This is a genomic window from Microbacterium phyllosphaerae (assembly GCF_017876435.1).
Lineage (GTDB): Bacteria > Actinomycetota > Actinomycetes > Actinomycetales > Microbacteriaceae > Microbacterium > Microbacterium phyllosphaerae.
Genome location: NZ_JAGIOA010000001.1, coordinates 869,325 through 890,402 on the forward strand (window position 1 = coordinate 869,325; position 21,078 = coordinate 890,402).

The following is a 21,078-nucleotide window of genomic DNA, read 5'->3' on the forward strand; positions in this document are numbered from 1 at the left end:
CCCAGTTGAGCGGCGTCTCCTCCTGAGGAGACGTGCGGGTCAGCGCTCGGGCGCCGCCAGTCCGCGCAGATGCGCCATGAGCGACGAGGCGAGGTTGTAGACGACGAGGTCGGCGCCGTCGGAGAACGCCGCGCTCGCCGCATCCCGTGTGCCGACAATGTCCATGCGCAGTGAGCCGGCGCGCGCGAGCGCCGAATGCACCGCCGTGATCGCCTCGGGCACCGGCTGATCGTCGGGACCGGAGCTGGCCGCGAGATCGGCGGGCCCCACCATGATGCCGTCGAGCCGCGTCGTCGAGACGATCGAGTCGACGTTCGCGACCCCTCCCGGCGACTCGATCATGCCGAGCACGAGCGTGTGCTCGAGCCACCAGTCGCGGTGGTCCGGCGGCGCGACGAGGCCGAATCGCCCCGCCCGGCTGTAGGTCGCGAAGCCCCGGTTGCCGACGGGCGGGTACATCGCCGCGTCGACCAGCGCCGCTGCATCCGCCGCCGTGTCGAGATGGGGAGCGAGGATGCCCTCCGCACCCTGGTCGAGCACCCGAAGGATCTGCCCGCGATCGCCCTCGCCGACCCGCACGATCACCGGCACTCCGTGCACCTGGGCCAGCGCGATGTGCTGGCGCAGGGCGACGAGGTCGGCCGGTCCGTGCTCGCAGTCGATCAGCACGAAGTCGAACTCGGCGACCGCGAGCATCTCGACGAGCTCCTCCGACGGCATCCGCAGCAAGGCGCCGATCAGCTTGTCGCCGGCGAGCGCGCGAGCACGCACAGAGGCCATCACGCCACCATCCCGGCCGAGAGATCGACGTCGGCTCCGCACATGCCCGGCATCGCCAGCATCGCGATGACCGCGGCGCCGACCTCGTCCTCCGTCACCATGCGCCCGAGCGCCGCGCGAGAGACGAACGCCTGCTCGGCCTCGTCGATGCTCGTGCCCGATCTCGCGGCCTCGAGGCGGAAGTTGCGCTCCATGCGCGGACCCTGCACCGGCCCCGGCGAGAGCGAGTTCACCCGGATCCCGGCCGCCCCGACCTCGAACGCGAGGGTCGAGGTGAGCCCGATCACGGCCATCTTCGACGCGCAGTACGGCGTGCGGTGCGCGAGGGGACGCTTGCCCGAGACGGATGCGACGTTGATCACGTCACCGTCGCCGCGCGCGACCATGCCCGGCAGCAGCGCCTTGCAGAGCAGGTAGGTGCCTCGCACGTTCACGGCGAACACCTCGTCCCAGTCGGCGACGTCGATGTCGGTGAGGGCCGCGACGGGGCCGGGGATGCCGGCGTTGTTCACGAGGATCGACACCTCGGTGCCGGCGAGCTGCTCGCGCAGCGCATCGACGGATGCCGCGTCAGACACGTCGCACGTGAGCGCGCGCGCCCGTGGACCGAGCTCATCGACGACGCGACCGAGCTTCTCGGCATCCCTCCCGACGACGACCACCTGCGCACCGGCGGCGTGCAGCGCCCGGGCGATGGCCGCCCCGAGTCCGCTGCCGCCTCCGGTGACCACCGCAGTGCGACCGGTGAGGTCGGTCATCGCGCGTCCGCGCCGACCGCCGCGTGGCTCTCGTCGATCCAGGCGAACTCGGTGCCGGCGTGCCGCCAGGCGCGGGCGTCACCCGAGCGGGCGTGGCCTTCGAACAGCTCGACACGGGCGGCGCGACCGCACACGGCGCCGAGCTCGGCCGAAGACTGGGTGTTCTGCACCTCCTGATAGGTGACGGTGCGCAGGTACTTGCCCACCCAGAGTCCGCCCGTGTAGCGAGCGGCACCGAGGGTCGGAAGCACGTGGTTGGTGCCGATGACCTTGTCGCCGTAGGAGACGCAGGTGTTCTCACCGAGGAACAGGGCGCCGTAGTCGTGCATCCGCGTCAGGGCCTCGCGCGGGTTCTGCGTGAAGATCTGCACGTGCTCGAAGGCGAAGTCATCGGCGATCCGGTAGGCCTCGTCGAGGTCGTCGGCGACGATCACCTGACCCCAGTCGCGCCAGGCGGGCCCGGCGTAGTCGCGCGTGGGCATACCGGGAAGGATCTTCTCGATCCAGTCCATGACCTCTTCGGCGAGAGCCTGCGACGTGGTCACCAGCACCGCGGGGGAGTCGGGACCGTGCTCGGCCTGCGAGAGCAGATCGACCGCGGTGAAGAACGGATCGGCGTGCTCGTCGGCGACGATGAGGATCTCGGTGGGGCCGGCGAACAGGTCGATGCCGACCTCTCCGAACAGCTGGCGCTTTGCCTCGGCGACGTAGGCGTTGCCGGGGCCGGCGATCATGTTGACGGGGTCGATCGAATCGGTGCCGACGGCCATCGCCGCGACGGCCTGCACGCCACCGAGGATGTAGATCTCGTCGGCGCCGGCCATCTTCATCGCGGCGACGGTCGCGGCGGGGATCTCTCCGCGGATGGGAGGGGTGCACGCGACGACGCGGGGCACGCCCGCGACCTTCGCGGTGATGATCGTCATGTGGGCCGAGGCGGTCAGCGGGTACTTGCCGCCGGGGATGTAGGCCCCGGCCGCCTGCACGGGAACGTGCTTCTGTCCGAGGAAGACCCCGGGCAGCGTCTCGACCTCGATGTCGACGAGCGAATCCCGCTGCGCCTGCGCGAAGCGGCGCACCTGGCTCTGCACGAACTCGATGTCGGTGATGACCTGCGGGTCGAGGGTGGCGATGATCTCGGTGATCTCGTCATCGGACAGTCGGTAGGAGTCGCGACTCCAGTTGTCGAACTGTTCCGCGTACCGCCGCACTGCGGTGTCGCCGTTCTCCCGGATGTCGCCGATGATCCCCCTCACGCGCTCGGCGACATCCTGCTGAGCGGTGTCCGCGAACGTCTTCGTCGGCGCTGTCTTCAGATGCAGGGGCATGGCCCTTCCTTTCATTGCATACGTATGTGCTGATTATGACCGCGTATGCATCGGGGCGTCAAGGGCGGTAGAATCCGTGAGATCGAGGGGGAGGCGCCAGATGGTCGTCACAAGTCGCGATGTGGCTCGCTTGGCGGGTGTCTCGCAGCCGACGGTCTCTCGGGCACTGCGCGACGATGCGCGGGTGTCCGAGGCGACCAAGCTCCGGGTGCGCGAGGCCGCGCAGCTGCTGGGCTACGTGCCGAGCGAGGCCGGCAGGGCGCTGTCATCCGGTCGCACCCGCCGCATCGGCCTGCTGCTCACCGATCTCGACAACCAGTTCTATTCGCACATCATCGCCCCGGTGCACCGGGAGCTCGAGGCGCTCGGGTATCAGCTGATGCTGCACACCGAGTCGGCCGACAACGACACGATCGTCGAACGTCTGCTCGCGAACGGCCTCGACGGCGTCATCCTGGCGACCACCACGGTCGAGTCCGTCGCTCCCCTGCGTCTCAAGGATCGCGGCCTGCCGTTCGTCTACTTCAACCGCACCGGATCCTTCGTCGAGGCGGATGCCACGGTGGTCGACCCCGCTCCCGGGTACCGCGAGGTGGTCAGACGTGCGGTCGAGCTGGGGCACGCGAGAGTCGGGGCCGTGCTCGGGCCGAGCAACACCAGCACCGCGCAGAGCCGCGAGGCCGCGCTGCGCGAGGCGCTCGTGGCGGAGGGTGTGGTGCTGCACGAGGCGGATGTCCGGCGTGTCCCGTACGGTGCCGCCGAAGGAGAGGCCGCCGCGACCGAGATCCTCGCGGTGCCGGATCGGCCGACGCTGCTGTTCTGCGGCAACGATGTCGTCGCCTACGGAGCCCTGAACGCCGCGCATCGAGCCGGGCTCCGCGTGCCTGAGGATCTCTCGATCGTGGGCTTCGACGACCTGCCCGAAGCGGCGTGGCCGATCATCGACCTGGCCACCATCGGCTACGACATCGCCGGAATGGCGCGTGCCGCGGCTGACCTGATCGTGCGCCGCATCGAGGATCCGGACGCCGCCCTCGAGAACACGCGCTTCGAATCCGCCTTCGTGCCGCGGCGCACCCTGGCTGCCGCGCGCACCGCCTGACGCCTCCACCGCGGAATGATCACCGTGTGCGCAAAATCTTCTCTTGCGCTGGTTTGTGCATACGCATACACTGACGAAGACGGAGCCAGCGATCACCGATGAACCGCAGCTTCGCATCCTGAAGGAGTGAAAAGCGTGTCTCTCGACCCGGTTGCCTATCTGCCGTACCAAGACCCCGACGACTTCATCCGCGAGGTCACCGATCTGATCTGGGTCGATCGGTCGATCAGCTTCATCCGCGAAAACTACGAACCCGACTCGATCGTGCACGGCGCCTACGGCACCTCCACGACGCGTCAGGAGGTCATCGAGGGCACGCTCATGCGCATCTCGGCGACGCCCGATCGCACCGGCCAGGCCGAGGACGTGATCTGGGAGGCCCGTGGAGACGACGCGTTCCTCAGTTCGCACCTCGTGCTCTCCGGACACCTGCAGACCTCCTCCCACAGCCGCACGATCGCCAACTGCCTCTACCGCAAGGGCCGCATGGTCGAGGAGTGGGTGGTGCGCGACTCGCTCGCCGGTGCGCTCGAGAGCGGCCTCGACCTCGACGAGCTGGCCCGTGCGCAGGCGTTCCGCGGGTACACGGGCTCGTGGACCGAGCCGGCGCCGTCCGATCCGATCGCGAAGGGTGACTCGGGCGTCCGCCCCGACGACTACCGCTCCGAGGTCGAGACCGTGATCGACATGATCCAGACGGTGTGGAACGACCGCGATCTGCAGAAGGTCGAGAAGTTCTTCCACCGCGACCTCGTGCTGGTGACGGTCGGCAACCGCATCGTCATCCGACCCGAGGGCTATCGCCGCGCGCTGCTGCGGTTCCTCGAGTCTTTCCCCGCTGGGCAGTTCGAGATCCGCGACATCCAGACCAACTACGACGTGCGGTACGCGGGCCTTCGGGTCGCCGTCACGTGGAAGTTCGTCGGCGACTACAACGGCGTCCCCAACTACGGCAGCCTCACCGGCAAGCCCGTCGACGTGCTCGGCATCTCGCAGTTCACGTTCCACCAGGGAGCGCTCGTCAAAGAGGTGCGGCTGTGGGACGACATCGCCCTGCGCGCCCAGATCGCGGGTCTCCGCGGCGACGAGCCCGCGGCCTTCAGCAACATCTACTGATCAGCGACTGATCGACAGGAGAAGAAGAAATGAGCAACGCCATCGTCGACCAGGTCGACGTCATCGTGGATGCGGACGAGATCGCACGCCGCACCATCCGCCGTTCCGACTGGGTGCCGTGCAACTCGGCCTTCATCGACTGCCGGACCCCGGGTTCCGACCGCAAGGAGAACTACTCCTTCATCGGGGCGGGTGTCTCGCAGAACGCGAGCCAGTACGTGAACCTCGAGGTGAACCACGGCTTCAACACCGGCGCCGCCGGCATGCCGAACGGCATCTCGAACAACCTGCACCTGCACTTCACTGCCGAGGTCTTCATCAACCTCGGTGGCGAGTTCCGGCTCCGCTGGGGTGTCGACGGCAAGCAGGGCGAGTACATCAGCCATGATGGCGACATCGTCACGATCCCCACCTGGATCTTCCGCGGCTTCACCAACGAGGGTCCGGATGACGGCATCCTCTACACGGTGCTCGGTCGCGACGACAACGGCGGCATCATCTGGGGCCCGTCGGTGCTGCGCGAGGCGGAGTCGTACGGGCTGCACCTCACGGCTGACAACAAGCTCATCGACACGGTCGCGGGCGATGTGCTGCCCGACGATGTGCCGCTGATCACGCCGATGAAGCAGCACTACATCGACGAGCTGACGACCTACACGGTCGAGGACATGCGTTCGCGCGTGATCCAGCCGGGCGACCGGAAGTACTCGGCGGCGGCGCTGCTGTGCGCCGCGGTCGACGGGGGCCGCGTCGAGCTCGCCACCGCCATCGGCTACGGCATGAGCGAGAACCGTCGCCAGGTGCCGAACGTCACCGAGCCTCACTCGTTCAACCTCGCATGGGTGCGTGCCGAGGCCGGCCAGGGTGTGCTGCGCCACCGCCACGACAAGACGCAGGCGCTGCTGTTCAAGACCGGACGCTGGGAGGTCACCCTCAACGGCGACCCGTCGACCGCGGTCACGCTCGGCGCGGGCGACACGTTCTCGGTGCCCGAGGGCAGCTGGCGCTCGTACGTGTGCGTCGAAGGCGACGAGTCCGGCACCGGAACCGTGCTCGTGATCAACGGCGGCGACGACCGCGTCTACCTCGAGTGGGCTCCGGAGGTCATCGAGGCCGCCGCGGCCGCCGACTGGACCATCGACCCCAACGGCTACCTGGCCCCGCTCGGGGTGATGGTCACCGCCACCGAAGATGACTGAGACTGACGGGGCGCGAGGGGCTTCCGGCTCCTCGCGCCCCGGCGTCTCCGCCGGACAGCCGGATGCTGAGCGGCTGCGCGTCGCGGCGGTGTCGCCCGAGGTCGTCATCGGCGATCTCGACGGCAACCTCGACCGCATCCGCTCGGCGATCTCGGCGGCCGCTCGTCGCGGGGCGCAGCTGATCGTGCTGCCGGAGCTCGCCACGAGCGGCTATGTGTTCGCGGATCGAGAGGAGGCGCGGGGCGCGGCGATGAGCGCCGCTGATCCGCGCTGGGCATCGGTGCAGGGTGCGATTCCCGCGGATGCCGTCGTTGTGGTCGGGTACGCCGAGACCGCCGGCGACCTGCTGTTCAACACGGCCGCCGTGCTCACCCGCGACGCGCGCCTGGCCGATTACCGCAAGGCTCACCTGTGGGGAGCCGAGAAGCTGGTCTTCGACAGCGGGGCGGAGGCGGGCCTCGTGGTCGATGCGCCGTTCGGTCGACTCGGCGTGGCGCTCTGCTACGACAACGAGTTCCCCGAGGTGCCCCGCCGTCTCGCGCTCGCGGGCGCCGACGTGCTCGCGCTTCCGGTCAACTGGCCGCTCGTGTCTCGCCCTGAGGGTGAGCATGCGCCTGAGCTCATCCAGGCGATGGCGGCGGCCCGGTCATCCCGGCTGCCGGTGGTGATCGCCGACCGGTGGGGATCTGAGCGCGGGGTGGATTGGACCGACGGCACGGCGATCATCGACGAGCAGGGCTGGATCGTCGCGTTCCGGGCCGTGATGGGGGCGACCGCTGTGCTGTCGCTCGATGCCGTCCGCAGCAAGGCGCTCCCGCCGCACAACGACCTGTTCGCCGACCGTCGGGCCGACCTGTACTGAGCGGGTCCCGGGGCCCCGGGGCGTGGTCAGCCGAGAGCCGTGCGCCCCTCGTGCTCGGGCAGGCGTTCGCGCAGCATCCGCTCCGCCAGCTCGGCGAGCTTCTGGGTGGCCGGTGAGAGCAGCACGCCTTGGCGCTGCACGAGGGCGATCGTGTCGTGCATCGGTTCGGCGAACGGAAACGTGCGGATGCCGGTGGGAAAAGCCTCGGACTCCGCGATGGACCGAGACACGATCGTGTCGGCCGTGCCCGCGGCGACCAGGCTGAGCGCCGTCTCGACGTGCTCGACTTCGACGGCGGGGTCGATCGTGAGGCCCCGGAGTCGGGCGCGTTCGAGAAGCTGGCGCCGCGTCGGGTCGTCCCATCCGGCGAACGCGTCGTAGAGCACGAGCTTGGCGTCGGCGACCTCATCGATCGTGACCGCCGGGGCATCGGGCTCGCGGGTGGCCGAGGCGTAGAGCACCTCGTCGCGGAACAGCGGACGGACGTCGAGGCCGTCCTCGTCGACGGGCAGCACGAGCAGGCCGGCCTCGAGCTCGCCCGCGGCGATCGAACGCGCGACGTGCGCGGAGTTGATGCCGACCAGGCGCAGCCGCACGTTCGGATGCCGGTGGTGGAAGGTCTCGGCGAGATCGGCGAGCGCGTAGTACGCCGCGTTGCGCAGCACGCCGAAGGTGCAGGTGCCGCGCTCGAGCGACGCCAGCGCTTGGATCGTGTCGATGCCGTTCTGCACCGCGCTCACCGCCTGCGCGGCGTGCGGTCGCAGTTCGAGCGCTGCCGCCGTCGGCACGAGACGCCTGCTGCCGCGGGCGAAGAGCGTGGTGCCGAGTTCGCGCTCGAGGCGCGCGACCAGCTCGGAGACGGATGCCTGTGTCATCCCGAGGCTCTTCGCCGCCGCCGTGAACGAACCGTCATCGAGTGCGGCGAGGAAGGCGGTCAACTGCGTGATGGTCACACCCAATGGTAAACCCTATGGCTATCTCAGGATCATCAGGGTTGTCTCGTGGATGCCGCGGATCTAGCCTTCCTGCATGCGTTACTCCTCAGCAGTGCTCGCCCGCTTCGACGGCGATTTCCACCACCTCAAGACCCCGCTCATCGATGCACCGGCTGCGCAGCGCGACCCCGCGGTGATCGAGACCGTGACGAGCATGCTCGCCGATATCCGCGAGCGTGGCCTCGATGCCGTGCTCGACTACGCCAGGAAGCTCGACAACTACCAGGGCGCCGACATCGAGCTCACCGCCGAGCAGATCGCGAGCAGCGGAGACCGGCTCGACCCGGATCTGCGTGCGGCGATCGAACTGGGCGCCGCGCGGACGCAGGCGTTCGCTCGCGCCTCCCGCGAGCACCTGACCGACTTCGAGACCGAGTTCGTTCCCGGCATCGTGACCGGCGCCAAGTACATCCCCGTCTCGCGCGTCGGTGCGTACCTGCCCGCCGGGCGCTTCCCGCTCACGGCCAGCGCCTTCATGACGGTGGGTGTGGCCAAGGCCGCCGGTGTGCCGACCGTGATCGCCTGCACGCCTCCGCAGCCCGACGGCGGAGCGAATGATGCCGTCGTCTACGCCGCGCACCTGTCGGGCGTCGACCGTGTGTTCGTGATCGGCGGAGTGCAGGCGCTCGCTGCGATGGCCTACGGGCTGCTCGGAGACCTGCCCGTCGACATGCTCGTCGGAGCCGGCAACGCCTTCGTCGCCGAGGCCAAGCGCCAGCTCTTCGGCACGGTCGCGATCGACCTGCTCGCGGGCCCGAGCGAGGTGGCCGTCATCTCGGACGAGACCGCAGACCCGGTGCTCGTCGCCGCCGACCTTCTGGGTCAGGCCGAACACGGGCCGAACTCTCCCGCGGCGCTCATCACGACGTCCGAAGAGCACGGTCACGCCGTGATCGCCGAGATCGAGCGGCAGCTCGAGACACTGGCGACCGTCGACATCGCGGGCGCCGCCTGGCGCGACTACGGCGTCGTCACGGTCGCGAAGGACCGCGAGACCGCTGCGGCGCTCATGGACGATCTCGCCCCCGAGCACCTCGAACTGCTCACCGCCGACGACGACTGGTACCACGAGAATCTGCGCAACTACGGCTCGATCTTCCTCGGGCCGTGGAGCACCGTCGCGTACTCCGACAAGGGCATGGCCGGCACGAACCACGTGCTGCCGACGGCCGGTGGCGCCAAGCACAGCGCGGGCCTCTCGGTCTCGCGCTTCCTCAAGCCGCTCACCTATCAGCGCATCAGCCGCGAGGCGACGCCCGAGCTCGCGAACGCCGTGCAGGTGATCTCCGATTCCGAGGGGATGGCCGCGCACAGCGCGACCGCCACGCTGCGGTTGGAGCGCCTCGCCTGACTCCTGGGGGATCCACCTCGGGGCCTGTTCCGACGCCGACGGGTAGGTCGGTGCCGGATGCAGGGCCGAATGACAGATGCAGGGCGAGATCACCGATCTCGCCCTGCATCCGTTCTTTCGCCCTGCAGGTGTTCCGCCCGCTGACAGCTGCGAGCGGCCACCGATCCTCAGAGGGCGGTGTAGCCGCCGTCGACGAGGTGGTAGCTGCCGGTGATGAAGCTGGCGGCGTCGCTGGCGAGGAAGGCGATGAGGTTCGCGACCTCGTCGGCCTGGCCGAGGCGGCCGATCGGGTGCTTGCTGACGAGGAACTCCTTGGCTTCGTCACCCATGGTGGCGAGCAGCGGGGTGTCGATGAAGCCGGGGCCGACGGAGTTCACGCGCACGCCCTGTGCGGAGTACTCGAGGGCGGCCGACTTGGTCATGCCGACGACCGCGTGCTTGGCGGCGACGTAGGCGGGCGAGTTCGCGAAGCCGACGCTGCCGAGGATCGACGCGATGTTGACGACCGAGCCGCCGCCGTTCGCGAGGATCGAGGGGATCTGCGCCTTCATGTTGCGGAAGACGGCGTTGAGGTTGATCGAGATGACCTTGTCCCAGGCCTCGTCGTCGTACTCGGCGGTGGGGGCGGATGCTCCGCCGATGCCGGCGTTGTTCACACCGATGCGCAGGGGGGCGAGCGTGTTCGCGAGTTCGATCGAGCTGGCGATCCAGGCGGTGTCGGTCGCATCTCCGACGGATGCCTCGGCGGTGCCGCCGGCGGCGCGAATCTCGTCGACGACCGCGTTCGCGTTGTCCGCGTTGAGGTCGTTGACGACGACGGATGCGCCGTTCTGGGCGAGCAGCAGAGCGGTCGAGCGTCCGATTCCGCTGCCTGCTCCCGTCACGATCGCCGAGCGGTTCGAGACGTCGTACTGAGCCACGAGTGACTCCTCTTCCGGACGGTCGCGGTGCCGGGAGATCTTCTCGGACGGTCCGTCCTTCTCTTCAGCCTACGCCTGCGAGAGTGAGGTGGATGCGTGTGAATGGAATTTCTCGGTCAGCCCGCGGAGCGTATCGAGGCCCGCTCGATGACCGGCATCGGGATCAGCACCGCGCCGAGCGGGCGCTCGCCGAGCAGCATCTCGACGGCCGTGCGACCCATGACGTCGTAGGGGAGCCGTGCAGTCGTCAGGCCCGGTCGCTGGAAGCTCGCGAGCTCTTCATCGTCGAACGATGCGACCGAGATATCGTCGGGAACCCGCAGCCCGCGCTCCGCGATCGCCTGGTACGTGCCGAATGCCACGCCGTCGTTGCCGGCCAGGATCGCCGTGAGGTCGGGGTGCGCGTCGAGCATCTGCAGCGTCCGCGTGTATCCGATGTCGGGGTTCCACTCGGGGACGTCGATGATGAGCGGGTCGACGCCCGCCTCGGCGAATGCGGCGCGAATGCCGTCGAACCGCGGCCCGATGGTGACCGAGTGCAACGGCGACGAGACCGCGCGGGGGTTGTTGCCGATCACTCCGACACGACGATGTCCGGCTTCCGTGAGCAGGCGCGCCATCGCATGGCCAGCGGTGCGTTCGTCGGGGAGCACGGAGGGGTGCCCCGTCGTCGAGGTGCCGTTGACGATCACGACGGGAACGTCGGCGGGTGTCTCAGGTACCTCGATCATGCGGGCTCCGAGGAGTCCGATCAGGATGCCGTCGACTCGGCGATCGATCATCGCCTGGATCTCGTCCGAGATCGTCGCGTCGTCACCCTCCGTCTCGGCGATGAGGACGGTGTGGCCGTGCTCCTTCGCCGCGGAGAGCAGGCCGCGGATCATCTCGGATGCGTAGCGGGTCACCGTGATCTGGTCGGAGATGAACCCGAGGGTCTTCGTCTTGCCGAGCCGCAGGCTCTGTGCAGCCGGGTTCGGGCGGTAGCCGAGCTCCTCGGCGGCGGCGCGGACCCGGCGTGCGGCATCGGCCGAGAGGCGTGAACCGGGCCGGTCGTTCAGGATCATGCTGACGGCGGTCTTCGACATTCCCGAGAGCGCGGCGACATCGGCGAGCGTCGGCCTGCGATCGACGTTCTTCGGCACCGGCTTCCTCCTGTCGTGACATCTCCAGCTTAGGCAGTGCGCGAGATGCCCCGAAACCACCTGAGTTGAATTGATTTAGCAAAATGCTTGCAGCCCCCCATCCGCGATGCTAATCTCGGCGTGCTGAATCAATTCAGCACCTCCGCGCGGAGACTGCATCCCGCCTGCGGAGTCACTCACTCAGGAGAGAACATCGTGGTTGATCTCACTCGCAGGGCTCTGCTCGGCGCGATCGGTCTGGGCATCGTGGGCACCGTCGTCTCGTGGCCGAGACTCACCGGAGCCGACATCCCCGGCCGCGGCACAGACACTCTGACCGTCGCCCTCTTCGGCACTGCCCAGGACGCCGTGGCGCGTCAGGCGCTGGTCGACGGCTTCCAGCGCAAGCACCCCGGCATCGAGGTGCGCATCGTCGCCATCCAGGGTCAGGACTGGAGCGAGTACTTCGCGAAGATCCTCACGATGATCGCCGCGGGCACGCCGCCCGACGTCGTCACGGTCGCGACCGAGGGGGCGCAGCTCTTCGCATCGCGCCTCGCGCATCCTCTCGACGAGTATGTGCGCCGCGACGCGTCGGAGATGCAGGAGTACTTCGACGACGTGAACCCGACCCTCATCGAGGCGTTCATGTACCAGGGCAGCCTGTTCCAGATGCCCGACAACTTCAACGCGGCGAACGTCTTCTACAGCACCCAGGCCATGGAGCGCGCAGGGCTCGAACGCCCCGCCGACAACTGGACGCTCGAGGAGTTCCTCGGCACCGCCCGTGCGATGAAGAAGAGCGCGCCGGGTCAGTTCCTGCCCTACTTCTGGAACAACCGGCTGTGGGGCGGCGTCGTCCCCTGGCTGTACGTGAACAACACGAGCTTCCTCCGAGAGGAGAAGTCCGGAGGCGGTGACTGGTTCTGGGACCGCTTCTATCCGGACCAGCCTGCCCGCAGCGGAGGCTATGTGTGGAAGCAGGCCGACGCGCTCAACGAGCATGCCGTCGAGAGCTTCTCGGTTCTCGAACGCATGGTCTCGGAGGGTCTTGCGGCGAACCCTGCACAGGGAGGCGGAAACGAGCTGGTCTCGCTGTTCTCCACCGGCGCGGTCGGAATGACTCCCGCGGGCGGATTCTGGGTGCGCGGCCTCGAAGAGGCGGGCGTCGCGAACGACGCCTATGACGTCACCTACTTCCCTCGAATGTCGGGGCAGCGGCACCAGTTCGGCGCGGGCGGGTACGCGATCATGGAGACCTCTCCGCGCAAGGACGAGGCGTGGGAATGGCTCAAGTACTGCGTTTCGGTCGAGGGCATGAAGATCGCCCACCCGAAGCCGGACTCATCACTTCCTCGCCGCTCGCTCAACGCCGAACTGTACGGAGCCGGAGTCGGCCCCGCGCACTGGGAAGTCTTCTACGACACGCTCGACAAGTTCCCCGACACCGGCCCGATGCCGGCGCCTCCCCAGCAGGCCGCCGTCGAGTCGGCGCTGCTCAAGAACGTGGTGTCGACCATCACCAACGGCCCGTCCGGTGTGCGCCGGGGCCTGGAGACGATGCAGCGAGATCTCGAGATCGCGCTGGGAGGACGATGATGTCGGAAAGCACTCGAACCCTCACGGTCCCGCCGGGAGCACGCGGCGAGACCGGCACCGTCGCCCGCTCGGGCCGGTCCGTCATCTGGGTCTTCCTGGCCCCCACGGTGATCGGCCTCGGGCTGTTCAACCTGGTCCCGATCGTCGGATCGTTCGTCCTGGCGTTCTTCCGCTGGGACATCATCTCGGACCCCGTGTTCGTCGGGCTCGACAACTTCGTCGACCTCGCGACCAATCCCACGGTGCGCGTGTCATTCCTGAACACCATCGGCTTCGTCATCGTGGCGGTCATCCTGCAGCTCACGGTCGCGCTGGTGCTCGCCATCCTCGTCCAATCGAAGATGCCGACGTGGCTGCGCACCTTCTTCCGGTCGTCGCTGTTCTTCCCGCTGATCCTCTCGGCCGCATCCGTCTCGCTCATCATGGCGTACCTGTTCAACCAGGAGTTCGGGCTCGTGAACCAGACGCTCAACCTGATCGGCATCGCTGATGTCGGGTGGCTGACGACCGGGTTCGGGGCGAAGGTCGTGGTGCTGTTGGTCTACGTGTGGCAGAACTTCGGCTTCACGTTCCTGCTCTTCATCGGAGGGCTCGCGGCGATCCCGAGCGAGGTCTACGAGGCATCCTCTCTCGACGGCGCGGCCGGGTGGACGCAGTTCCGCATGATCACGCTGCCCCTCGTGAGCCCGACCCTGCTTGTCGCGTCGGTCATGGCCATCATCAACGCGCTGCAGATCTTCGATCAGCCGTGGGTGCTCACCCGCGGCGGTCCCGGTGATGAGACCCGAACCGCGGTGATGGTGATCTACGAGTCCGCCTTCCGGGAGCTCGACTTCGGGGGCGCCTCCGCCATCGGAATCGTGTTGACGCTTCTCATCATGCTCGTCACGGCCATCCAGTTCCGGCTGAGCCGCCGATTCGTCTTCTACGGGTGAGGTCATCATGACTACGACAATCATCACCAAGCGCTCGTGGGCCCACAGCCTCGGCACAGGCGGAAAGTTCGTCATCCTCGGGCTGGCGGCCTTCCTCACTCTCGGACCGGTCGTCTGGACCCTCGTCACGGCGCTCTCGCCCACCGACAGCGTCACTCAGGAGGTCACCGTCGGCTTCGGAGCGTTCGCCGATGTCTTCACCAAGATCCCGCTCTGGCTGTACGCCTGGAACAGCGCGCTCGTGGTGATGCTCGTCGCGGCGGGGCAGATGCTCTCGGCGGCGATGGCGGGCTACGTCTTCGCCAAGTTCGAGTTCCGCAGCAAGAAGATCCTCTTCGCTCTGATCCTCGCGACCATGATGGTGCCGCTGCAGGTCACGATCGTGCCCGTGTTCATGCTCGTGAGGGGCATGGGGCTCGCCGACACGCTCCTGGCGCTCATCGTGCCCGCCCTGCCCACCGCGTTCGGCACGTTCCTGATGCGGCAGTACTTCATGGGGATCCCGACGGAACTGGGCGAAGCCGCGCAGCTCGACGGCGCAGGGCCCTGGCGCACGTTCTTCGGCGTCTACCTGCCGCTGGCGACGCCGGCACTCGCGATCGTCGGCATCCTCGCCTTCAACTATCACTGGAACGAGTTCTTCAGGCCGCTCATCATGACGATCAGCGACCAGAACTTCACCCTGCCATTGGGACTCGTGACGCTGCAGGGCAACCTCGGCACCGGCAGCATCTCGACGGTGCTCGCCGGAGTGATCCTCTCGATGATCCCTGCGCTCCTGGTGTTCTTCTTCGGGCAGAAGCCGCTGCGCGAAGGACTCACAGCGGGCGTCGGCAAGTGACGCACGCCCCCATCAAGGAGAAAGACGACTGCCCGGTGACCCCCACTGACCTTCCCCCGGTCCGCACCACGAGCCCGCGCATGCACTTCGCCCCGCGCAACAACTGGATGAACGATCCGAACGGTCTCGTCTTCCACGACGGCCTGTACCACCTGTACTTCCAGTACAACCCGCAGGGCATCGAACACGCCAACCTCAGCTGGGGTCATGCGACGAGCACCGATCTGCTGCGATGGACCGAGCGCGACCCGGCGATCCTCTGCGATGACGATGCGCAGATCTATTCGGGCTCCGTCGTGGTCGATCACGGCAACACGTCCGGATTCGGCACCGACGAGAATCCGGCGCTGGTGGCGCTCTACACGGCCGCTGCGGCCGGACGACAGGCGCAGGCACTCGCGTACAGCACGGACGGCGGGTACGCCTGGACGAAGTACGACGGCAATCCGGTGCTCGACCGCGGCACGAGCGACTTCCGTGACCCGAAGGTGTTCCGCTACGACGACGGAGGAGACGGGTACTGGGTGATGGTCGCGGTCGAGGCCGAAGACCGCCAGGTGCTGTTCCACCGCTCCGACGACCTCAAGACCTGGACCCTCCTGTCGTCCTATGGTCCGGCGGGCCCGGTCGGCGGTGTGTGGGAGTGCCCCGACATGTTCCCGCTCGCGGTCGACGGCGATGACGACGACGTGCGCTGGGTGCTGCTGATCAGCCTCAACCCCGGGGGTATCGCGGGTGGTTCAGGAACGCATTACATCGTGGGCGATTTCGACGGCACGACGTTCCGCGCATCCGTTCCCCACCCCACTCCGACGCGTGCGCTGCTGAGAGACGGGAGTCAGTCGCGCGACGAGTTGGAACGCTACGGCTGGATCGACTTCGGACCCGACTGCTATGCCGGGGTCACGTTCGACAGCCTCTCGCGCAACGAGCGGACGCTCATCGCCTGGATGGACAACTGGAAGTATGCCGGTCGCATCCCGACCGACGATTCCGATGAACACCGCAGCGCGATGACTCTTCCCCGACGCCTCTCGCTCGTACGCGATCGGGACGGTGACGTGCGACTGCGGCAGCATCCGGTGATGGATCTCGAGGCGCCGGAGACATCGGACCTGGGCTCGCTCACTGAGGGTGCCGCGCTCGTCGCGGACGCGTCGGATGCCGTGCGGATCCGCGTCTCCGCCCTCTTCGGAGACGCGCAGAGTGTCGAACTGCGCATCGGATCCGAGACGGACGCGGACGCGGTCGTGATCCGCCAGGACCGTGCGAGTGCCCGCATCGAACTCGATCGTCCGGACGCGGGGATGCCGGAGGGCTTCCGGGGATCGTCCTCGGCGCCCCTCGCCCGGGCGGATGAGATCGAGTGGGAGATCTTGATCGATGCGCTCAACGAGCAGGTGTCGTCGCTCGAGCTGTTCGCCGAGCACGGAGAGAGGGTGCTCACCGCACTGATCCCCGCGTCGTCGTGCACCTTCGCGCTCGCCGCGGTCGGCGGCCGGCTCCTCCAGGCACGAGCGGACGTCGTGGAGATGCGGTGGTGACCGCTCCGCGCTGTCTCGTGGTCGGCGAGGCTCTCGTCGACGTCGTCGACGGCATGGCGCACCCGGGCGGCTCGCCGCTGAACATCGCCGTCGGCCTCGCCAGACTCGGACTCTCGACGAGCCTTCTCACCCGGATCGGAGACGACGCGCACGGACGGCTGCTCGAAGAGCATCTGGTCCGAGAGGGAGTCGGGGTGCCGCTGGTGAGCATCCGACCAGGGACGAGGACTTCCCGTGCGATCGCCGTGATAGGAGCTGACGGCTCGGCCGCCTACGACTTCGACATCGAGTGGGAGCTGTCCGCGCGCGCCGCGATCGTCGAGGCTGCTGATGCCGAGATCGTTCACGTCGGGTCGATCGGTGCGGCACTCGAGCCGGGAGCCACGGCCGTGCGGGCGATGCTCGCCACTATCCCTCGCGGGATCCTGCGCACATACGACCCGAACATCCGGCCGGCGCTGCTCGGACCGCGAGACGCCGCCGTGTCGCGCATCGAGTCGATCATGGCCGCATCGCACATCGTGAAGCTGAGCGATGAGGATGCCGACTGGCTCTACCCCGGTCGCGCGATCGGTGAGGTGCTCGAGCATGTGCTCGACCTCGGAGCCAGGCTGGCCGTCGTCACGAGAGGAGGCGAGGGCTGCGTCACCGCGATCGCCGGCGCGGGAGAACCGGTGACGAGGCGTGCGTCGCCTGCGACGGTGGTCGACACGATCGGTGCCGGTGACGCGTTCATGTCCGGTCTCGTCTATGGGATCGTCTCGTCCGGCCTCGTCCCGGCGCTCACGGCCGCGATCTTCGCTCCCGATGCCGATGCTTCGAGCATGCTGGATCAGGCGACGGGAACTGCCCTCGCCAGTGCGGCGATCGCGGTGTCTCGTGCCGGGGCGGCGCCTCCACGCGCCGAGGACCTGGCGCGCTGGCCGAAGTCAGCAGGAAGCGCACCCCGTCTCGACTCTGCGCCCGCATCGGAGCGCATTCGCGTCGGGTGATCGCGATCGCAGGCGACACGCGTCGCTCGACTCCGGGATACTCGGCGAAGTGCGGGGTGCCGTCACGGAGCAGGGGTGCGACAATCGATGCAATCCGGGATGCCGTCGGCGTCGAACAACTCTCGGACATCGAGCCCGTCGACGATGCGGATGCTCACGGAGTCGAGAGGATGCCATGGGACTCGCCACGACACTCAAGCGGATCGAACTCGAGACGCGACCGATACATCCCGAGACCAGACGTGCTCTCGCCATCCGCTGGTCCGAGTTGCCCGAGCACGCGAAGACACCGAATCAGCTGCTCGGTCGTTGTGCGGTGGGATGTGAGGGAACCCATGGTGTCTTCCCGAAGTGCAACCTCACGTGCTCGCCCTGCTACCACTCGGCGGACGCCAACAAGGTGCGCATCGACGGTGACCACACGATCGAGAACGTCGAGCGTCAGATGTCGTATCTGCGTCAGGTGCGGGGGCCGCGAGCGCATGCGCAGCTGATCGGCGGTGAGGTCAGTCTGCTCTCGGCGGAGGATCATGCCCAGGCGCTTCTCGCCATGCGCGCGGTCGGCCGCGAGCCGATGTCGATGACCCACGGCGACTTCGAGTACGACTATCTGCTCGATGTCGTGCTCGACCAGGATCGCAAGCCGAGGTTCGACAAGGTGTCCTTCGCCGCACACTTCGACTCGCTGATGCGAGGTCGCAAGGGTGCGGTCCGCCCACACAGTGAAGCCGAGCTCAATCCGTTCCGCGAGAAGTTCGCGCAGATGTTCATCGACCTCAAGCGCGATCACGGAGTCGACAGCTACCTCGCGCACAACATGACCGTGACGCCGTCCAATGTCGACGAGGTCGAGCAGGTCACCCGCGACGTGCTCGACATGCCGTTCGACATGATGTCCTTCCAGCCGGCCGCGTTCATCGGCGACGACCGGCGCTGGCGCGAGGACTTCGGCGAGGTCACCATCGACGCCGTGTGGGAGCGGATCGAGGCGGGTGCCGGCCACAAGCTGCCCTGGCAGGCGACCCAGTTCGGCGACCCGCGATGCAACCGCTCCACGGTCGGCGTGCGGGTCGGCGGCGGGTTCGCGGCGTTGCTCGACCCCGACGATCCGAAGGACATCGCGGCACGCGACCGGTTCCTCGATCACTTCGGTGGAATGATCTTCGGCGGCATTCCGAAGCCTGTGCTCGTCGTGAAGGTGGTCCGTGCCGTCGCCGGCCACCCGGGTGACATCCCTCCTCTCATCGGCCTCGCCCGACGCGTACTCCGCCGGGCGGGCGGACTGCGTCGCGTGCTGCGCGAGGCGCGTCGGGGCAAGGTGTCTTTCAAGACCTTCGTGGTGCACAACTTCATGGACGCCGAGCAGGTCGACCCGGCGTGGAAGCTCATGGAACAGGGCATCGTCGCCGATGATCCGCTGCTGAAGGAGACTCAGGAGCGCCTCGGTTCGTGCATGTACGCGATGGCGCATCCGGAGGACGGACGCCTGGTTCCGGCGTGCGTGCAGCACTCCGTGCTCGACCCGATCGAGAACGTCGAACTGCGGCGTCTGCTGCCGATCCCCTCGGTGCGTGACGGCGCCGCACCGCAGGTCGTCTCGAGGCCCGCGGGCCTCACGGGCGTCCGCGAGACGGGCTCGGCGCGGGCCGCCGCTCGCTGACCCATGCCGGCGCCCCGACGCCGCCCCCGGCCGGATCAGCCGGTGACGACGTGCACGGCCGACGTCGGCAGCATCAGCCGGACCCGGTCGCCGAGCTGACACCGCTGCGTCGGAGGCGCCTCGGCGTGCAGCAGGGCGTCGCCGCAGCGGACGGCGATCTCGGAGCGCGCACCGGTGACCCGGACCGCTTCGACGACACCGGCGATCGCGCCGGCATCCGTAGATCCCGTGCTGTCGTCGAGCACGGCCACGTCCTCCTGCCGGATCACGAGCGTCCCCCACCCCGCCGGCGTCTGCGGCGGCACCGGAACCGAGCCGAGCGCGCTGTGATGGTTGCCGTCGCGCACCTCGCCGGCGACCTCGTTGCGTCCGCCCATGATCTGCGCCGCCCGCAGGTTCCGCGGGCGGCGGTAGGCCTCGAGCACGGTCCCCTCGTGCAGGAGCACCCCGTGCTCGAGAAGGGCGATGCGATCCGAGGCTCGAGCCGCCTCGTCTCGGTCGTGGGTGACGAGCACGATCGTGGGCGAGACCGCCTGCCGCACGGAGTCGAGCAGGTCGTGCATGTCGCTGCGGAGAGCGGGGTCGAGTGCGCTGAACGGTTCGTCGAGCAGGAGCACCGACGGTTCGGCAGCGAGGGCCCTGGCGATCGCGACCCGCTGCTCCTGTCCGCCGGACAGCTCGCCGACCCGCCGATCCCCGAAGCCCTGCAGCTGCACCATCTCGAGGTACTCGCTGGCGCGAGAGCGCGCGGCCCGGCGGTTCATCCCGGAGACCCGGTCGGAGAACGCGACGTTGTCGAGGATCGTGAGGTGGGGGAACAGCAGCGAACGCTGGAAGACCATCCCGACTCCGCGGTGTTCTGCCACGACGTCCGCGACATCCGTTCCGCCGATGCGGACTGCTCCGGCATCCGGCGACTCCAGCCCCGCGATGACCCGCAGCAGGGTGCTCTTTCCCGAGCCGCTGGGGCCGAGAACCGCCGTGCATGTCCCTGCGGCCACGGTGAGCGAGAACCCGCGCAGCGCCGGGGTGGGCGAGCCGGGGAATCTCTTGTCGAGTCCGTCGAGGACGAGGTCGGCGCTCACGCGGATGCTCCTGAGGTCGTGGGGTGGGAAGCGGGGGTGGCGGCACCGGAGCGCGACCGAGTGGACGACCGCCGATGCCCTTCGGTGACAGGGCTGCGAGACCCGCGCAGCGTCAGCACGGAGACGAGGAGCAGGACCGGGGGGATGACCGCTCCGAGCGACATGACGGCGACGGCGGCATCGTTGCCGAGGCCGGCGGCGGCTCCTGCCACGATCAGCGGAAGGGTGACGAGTTCGCCTCCGCCGACGATGACCGTCACGATGTAGTCGCTCCAGGCGACGAGGAACGCGAGGAACGCGGCGCGAGCGAGAGCCGGAGCGATCATCGGCAGGTGCACGCGTCTGAGCACCTGGGCTCGAGAAGCGCCGAGCAGTCGCGCCTCCTCCTCGTACGACGGATCGTAGGCGCCGTAGGCCGTGCGCATCACGAAGGTCGTATAGGGCAGGGCCAGCACGACGAGTACGAGCACCACACCGAGGACCGGTGGGACGTGGGCGCGCAGCAGCAGCACGTTCACGCCGAGCACTGCGGCGAACGGCGGCAGGGCGATGGGCGCGAGCAGCAGTGCCGAGACGGTTCGGGGGAACGGCACGGCCCCGAAGGTCAGCGCCCGAGCGGCGAGAGCGCCGAGCGGCGTGGCGATCGCGGCGACCGCGAGTCCGAGAAACACAGACCGTGCGAGTCCGGGCAGCAGGCCGAAGCCGAGCGCGTCCTCGACGCCCTGCAATCCCCAGGCCGTGGGCAGGGGCGAGGGGAAGGACCAGCCGTCGGCGAACGCCCAGAGCACGAGGGGCAGGAACGGCAGGGCGAACCAGACCACCAGCAGCGCGGTGAGAGCGAGGCGGATGACGCGGCCGGCGCCGCGCGGAGTCGTCAGGGTGCTCGACAT

The 21,078-nt window shown here is 68.3% G+C and carries 19 protein-coding genes; 11 read left to right on the top strand and 8 right to left on the bottom strand.

What is annotated here, in order from left to right; genetic code table 11:
• Positions 1 to 39 precede the first annotated feature (39 nt).
• From JOF42_RS04130 to hisD (JOF42_RS04140), 3 genes are read right to left on the bottom strand one after another with little or no spacing between them, the layout of a single operon-like run.
• Positions 40 to 780: an HpcH/HpaI aldolase family protein gene (locus tag JOF42_RS04130; protein WP_210096700.1), complete on the bottom strand. Its 741-nt coding sequence runs from the start codon at positions 778 to 780 to the stop codon at positions 40 to 42.
• A complete protein-coding gene (locus JOF42_RS04135) occupies positions 780 to 1,538 on the bottom strand; it encodes an SDR family NAD(P)-dependent oxidoreductase (RefSeq protein WP_210096701.1) in 759 nt (252 codons plus the stop codon). Before JOF42_RS04135 ends, JOF42_RS04130 begins: the two co-directional genes overlap by 1 nt.
• Positions 1,535 to 2,866, bottom strand: a complete 1,332-nt coding sequence (gene hisD / locus JOF42_RS04140) for a histidinol dehydrogenase (protein ID WP_210096702.1) — start codon at positions 2,864 to 2,866, stop codon at positions 1,535 to 1,537. Before hisD (JOF42_RS04140) ends, JOF42_RS04135 begins: the two co-directional genes overlap by 4 nt.
• Positions 2,867 to 2,966: 100 nt before the next feature.
• Between hisD (JOF42_RS04140) and JOF42_RS04145 the strand changes: the two genes are divergently transcribed.
• The 4 genes from JOF42_RS04145 (at position 2,967) to JOF42_RS04160 (ending at position 7,145) form a co-directional block, all read left to right on the top strand.
• Entirely contained in the window at positions 2,967 to 3,968 is a 1,002-nt protein-coding gene (locus JOF42_RS04145; protein WP_210096703.1) for a LacI family DNA-binding transcriptional regulator, read from the top strand.
• Positions 3,969 to 4,103: 135 nt separating this feature from the next.
• Complete coding sequence (locus JOF42_RS18165; RefSeq protein ID WP_210096704.1) at positions 4,104 to 5,084, top strand: nuclear transport factor 2 family protein; 981 nt, start codon at positions 4,104 to 4,106, stop codon at positions 5,082 to 5,084.
• A gap of 29 nt (positions 5,085 to 5,113) precedes the next feature.
• Positions 5,114 to 6,283 (top strand): cupin domain-containing protein, encoded by a 1,170-nt coding sequence (locus JOF42_RS04155; RefSeq protein WP_210096705.1) that lies wholly within the window; start codon positions 5,114 to 5,116, stop codon positions 6,281 to 6,283.
• On the top strand, positions 6,276 to 7,145 hold the full coding sequence (locus tag JOF42_RS04160; protein ID WP_210096706.1) for a nitrilase-related carbon-nitrogen hydrolase: 870 nt from the start codon (positions 6,276 to 6,278) through the stop codon (positions 7,143 to 7,145). The genes JOF42_RS04155 and JOF42_RS04160 overlap by 8 nt, the downstream gene beginning before the upstream one ends.
• A 26-nt stretch (positions 7,146 to 7,171) precedes the next feature.
• Here JOF42_RS04160 and JOF42_RS04165 read toward each other — a convergent pair whose 3' ends face one another.
• Positions 7,172 to 8,098: a LysR family transcriptional regulator gene (locus JOF42_RS04165; RefSeq protein WP_307803539.1), complete on the bottom strand. Its 927-nt coding sequence runs from the start codon at positions 8,096 to 8,098 to the stop codon at positions 7,172 to 7,174.
• A 76-nt stretch (positions 8,099 to 8,174) separates the two neighbouring features.
• On the opposite strand from JOF42_RS04165, the gene hisD (JOF42_RS04170) reads away from it, so the two are divergent.
• On the top strand, positions 8,175 to 9,491 hold the full coding sequence (gene hisD / locus JOF42_RS04170; RefSeq protein ID WP_210096707.1) for a histidinol dehydrogenase: 1,317 nt from the start codon (positions 8,175 to 8,177) through the stop codon (positions 9,489 to 9,491).
• A gap of 167 nt (positions 9,492 to 9,658) precedes the next feature.
• Here the strand turns inward: hisD (JOF42_RS04170) and JOF42_RS04175 are convergent, their stop codons facing one another.
• A complete protein-coding gene (locus tag JOF42_RS04175; protein WP_210096708.1) occupies positions 9,659 to 10,411 on the bottom strand; it encodes an SDR family NAD(P)-dependent oxidoreductase in 753 nt (250 codons plus the stop codon).
• A 116-nt stretch (positions 10,412 to 10,527) separates the two neighbouring features.
• Positions 10,528 to 11,553: a LacI family DNA-binding transcriptional regulator gene (locus JOF42_RS04180; protein ID WP_210096709.1), complete on the bottom strand. Its 1,026-nt coding sequence runs from the start codon at positions 11,551 to 11,553 to the stop codon at positions 10,528 to 10,530.
• 195 nt (positions 11,554 to 11,748) lie between these two features.
• Here JOF42_RS04180 and JOF42_RS04185 point away from each other — a divergent pair, with 195 nt between their 5' ends.
• From JOF42_RS04185 to JOF42_RS04210, 6 genes are all read left to right on the top strand, one after another.
• Complete coding sequence (locus JOF42_RS04185; protein ID WP_210096710.1) at positions 11,749 to 13,131, top strand: ABC transporter substrate-binding protein; 1,383 nt, start codon at positions 11,749 to 11,751, stop codon at positions 13,129 to 13,131.
• Positions 13,131 to 14,066 (top strand): carbohydrate ABC transporter permease, encoded by a 936-nt coding sequence (locus tag JOF42_RS04190; RefSeq protein WP_210096711.1) that lies wholly within the window; start codon positions 13,131 to 13,133, stop codon positions 14,064 to 14,066. The genes JOF42_RS04185 and JOF42_RS04190 overlap by 1 nt, the downstream gene beginning before the upstream one ends.
• 7 nt (positions 14,067 to 14,073) lie before the next feature.
• Positions 14,074 to 14,907 carry a carbohydrate ABC transporter permease gene (locus JOF42_RS04195; RefSeq protein WP_055876214.1) on the top strand — a complete coding sequence of 278 codons (834 nt, stop codon included), beginning with the start codon at positions 14,074 to 14,076 and terminating at the stop codon, positions 14,905 to 14,907.
• A gap of 35 nt (positions 14,908 to 14,942) precedes the next feature.
• On the top strand, positions 14,943 to 16,451 hold the full coding sequence (locus tag JOF42_RS04200) for a glycoside hydrolase family 32 protein (RefSeq protein ID WP_210096712.1): 1,509 nt from the start codon (positions 14,943 to 14,945) through the stop codon (positions 16,449 to 16,451).
• Positions 16,448 to 17,443 (top strand): carbohydrate kinase family protein, encoded by a 996-nt coding sequence (locus tag JOF42_RS04205; RefSeq protein ID WP_307803540.1) that lies wholly within the window; start codon positions 16,448 to 16,450, stop codon positions 17,441 to 17,443. The genes JOF42_RS04200 and JOF42_RS04205 overlap by 4 nt, the downstream gene beginning before the upstream one ends.
• A gap of 175 nt (positions 17,444 to 17,618) precedes the next feature.
• Positions 17,619 to 19,103, top strand: a complete 1,485-nt coding sequence (locus tag JOF42_RS04210; RefSeq protein ID WP_210096713.1) for a hypothetical protein — start codon at positions 17,619 to 17,621, stop codon at positions 19,101 to 19,103.
• Between the two features lie 35 nt (positions 19,104 to 19,138).
• On the opposite strand, the gene JOF42_RS04215 is transcribed toward JOF42_RS04210, so the two are convergent.
• Both JOF42_RS04215 and JOF42_RS04220 read right to left on the bottom strand, forming a co-directional pair.
• Positions 19,139 to 20,188, bottom strand: coding sequence for an ABC transporter ATP-binding protein (locus tag JOF42_RS04215; RefSeq protein WP_210096714.1), 1,050 nt, complete (start codon positions 20,186 to 20,188; stop codon positions 19,139 to 19,141).
• Positions 20,185 to 21,078 (bottom strand): ABC transporter permease, encoded by an 894-nt coding sequence (locus JOF42_RS04220; RefSeq protein ID WP_210096715.1) that lies wholly within the window; start codon positions 21,076 to 21,078, stop codon positions 20,185 to 20,187. Before JOF42_RS04220 ends, JOF42_RS04215 begins: the two co-directional genes overlap by 4 nt.

Coding starts and splice junctions, on each gene's coding strand:
- JOF42_RS04130 (WP_210096700.1), bottom strand. CDS start 780: ATGGCCTCTGTGCGTGCTCGCGCGCTCGCCGGCGACAAGCTGATCGGC.
- JOF42_RS04135 (WP_210096701.1), bottom strand. CDS start 1,538: ATGACCGACCTCACCGGTCGCACTGCGGTGGTCACCGGAGGCGGCAGC.
- hisD (WP_210096702.1), bottom strand. CDS start 2,866: ATGCCCCTGCATCTGAAGACAGCGCCGACGAAGACGTTCGCGGACACC.
- JOF42_RS04145 (WP_210096703.1), top strand. CDS start 2,967: ATGGTCGTCACAAGTCGCGATGTGGCTCGCTTGGCGGGTGTCTCGCAG.
- JOF42_RS04155 (WP_210096705.1), top strand. CDS start 5,114: ATGAGCAACGCCATCGTCGACCAGGTCGACGTCATCGTGGATGCGGAC.
- JOF42_RS04160 (WP_210096706.1), top strand. CDS start 6,276: ATGACTGAGACTGACGGGGCGCGAGGGGCTTCCGGCTCCTCGCGCCCC.
- hisD (WP_210096707.1), top strand. CDS start 8,175: ATGCGTTACTCCTCAGCAGTGCTCGCCCGCTTCGACGGCGATTTCCAC.
- JOF42_RS04190 (WP_210096711.1), top strand. CDS start 13,131: ATGTCGGAAAGCACTCGAACCCTCACGGTCCCGCCGGGAGCACGCGGC.
- JOF42_RS04195 (WP_055876214.1), top strand. CDS start 14,074: ATGACTACGACAATCATCACCAAGCGCTCGTGGGCCCACAGCCTCGGC.
- JOF42_RS04210 (WP_210096713.1), top strand. CDS start 17,619: ATGGGACTCGCCACGACACTCAAGCGGATCGAACTCGAGACGCGACCG.
- JOF42_RS04220 (WP_210096715.1), bottom strand. CDS start 21,078: ATGTCGAGCACCCTGACGACTCCGCGCGGCGCCGGCCGCGTCATCCGC.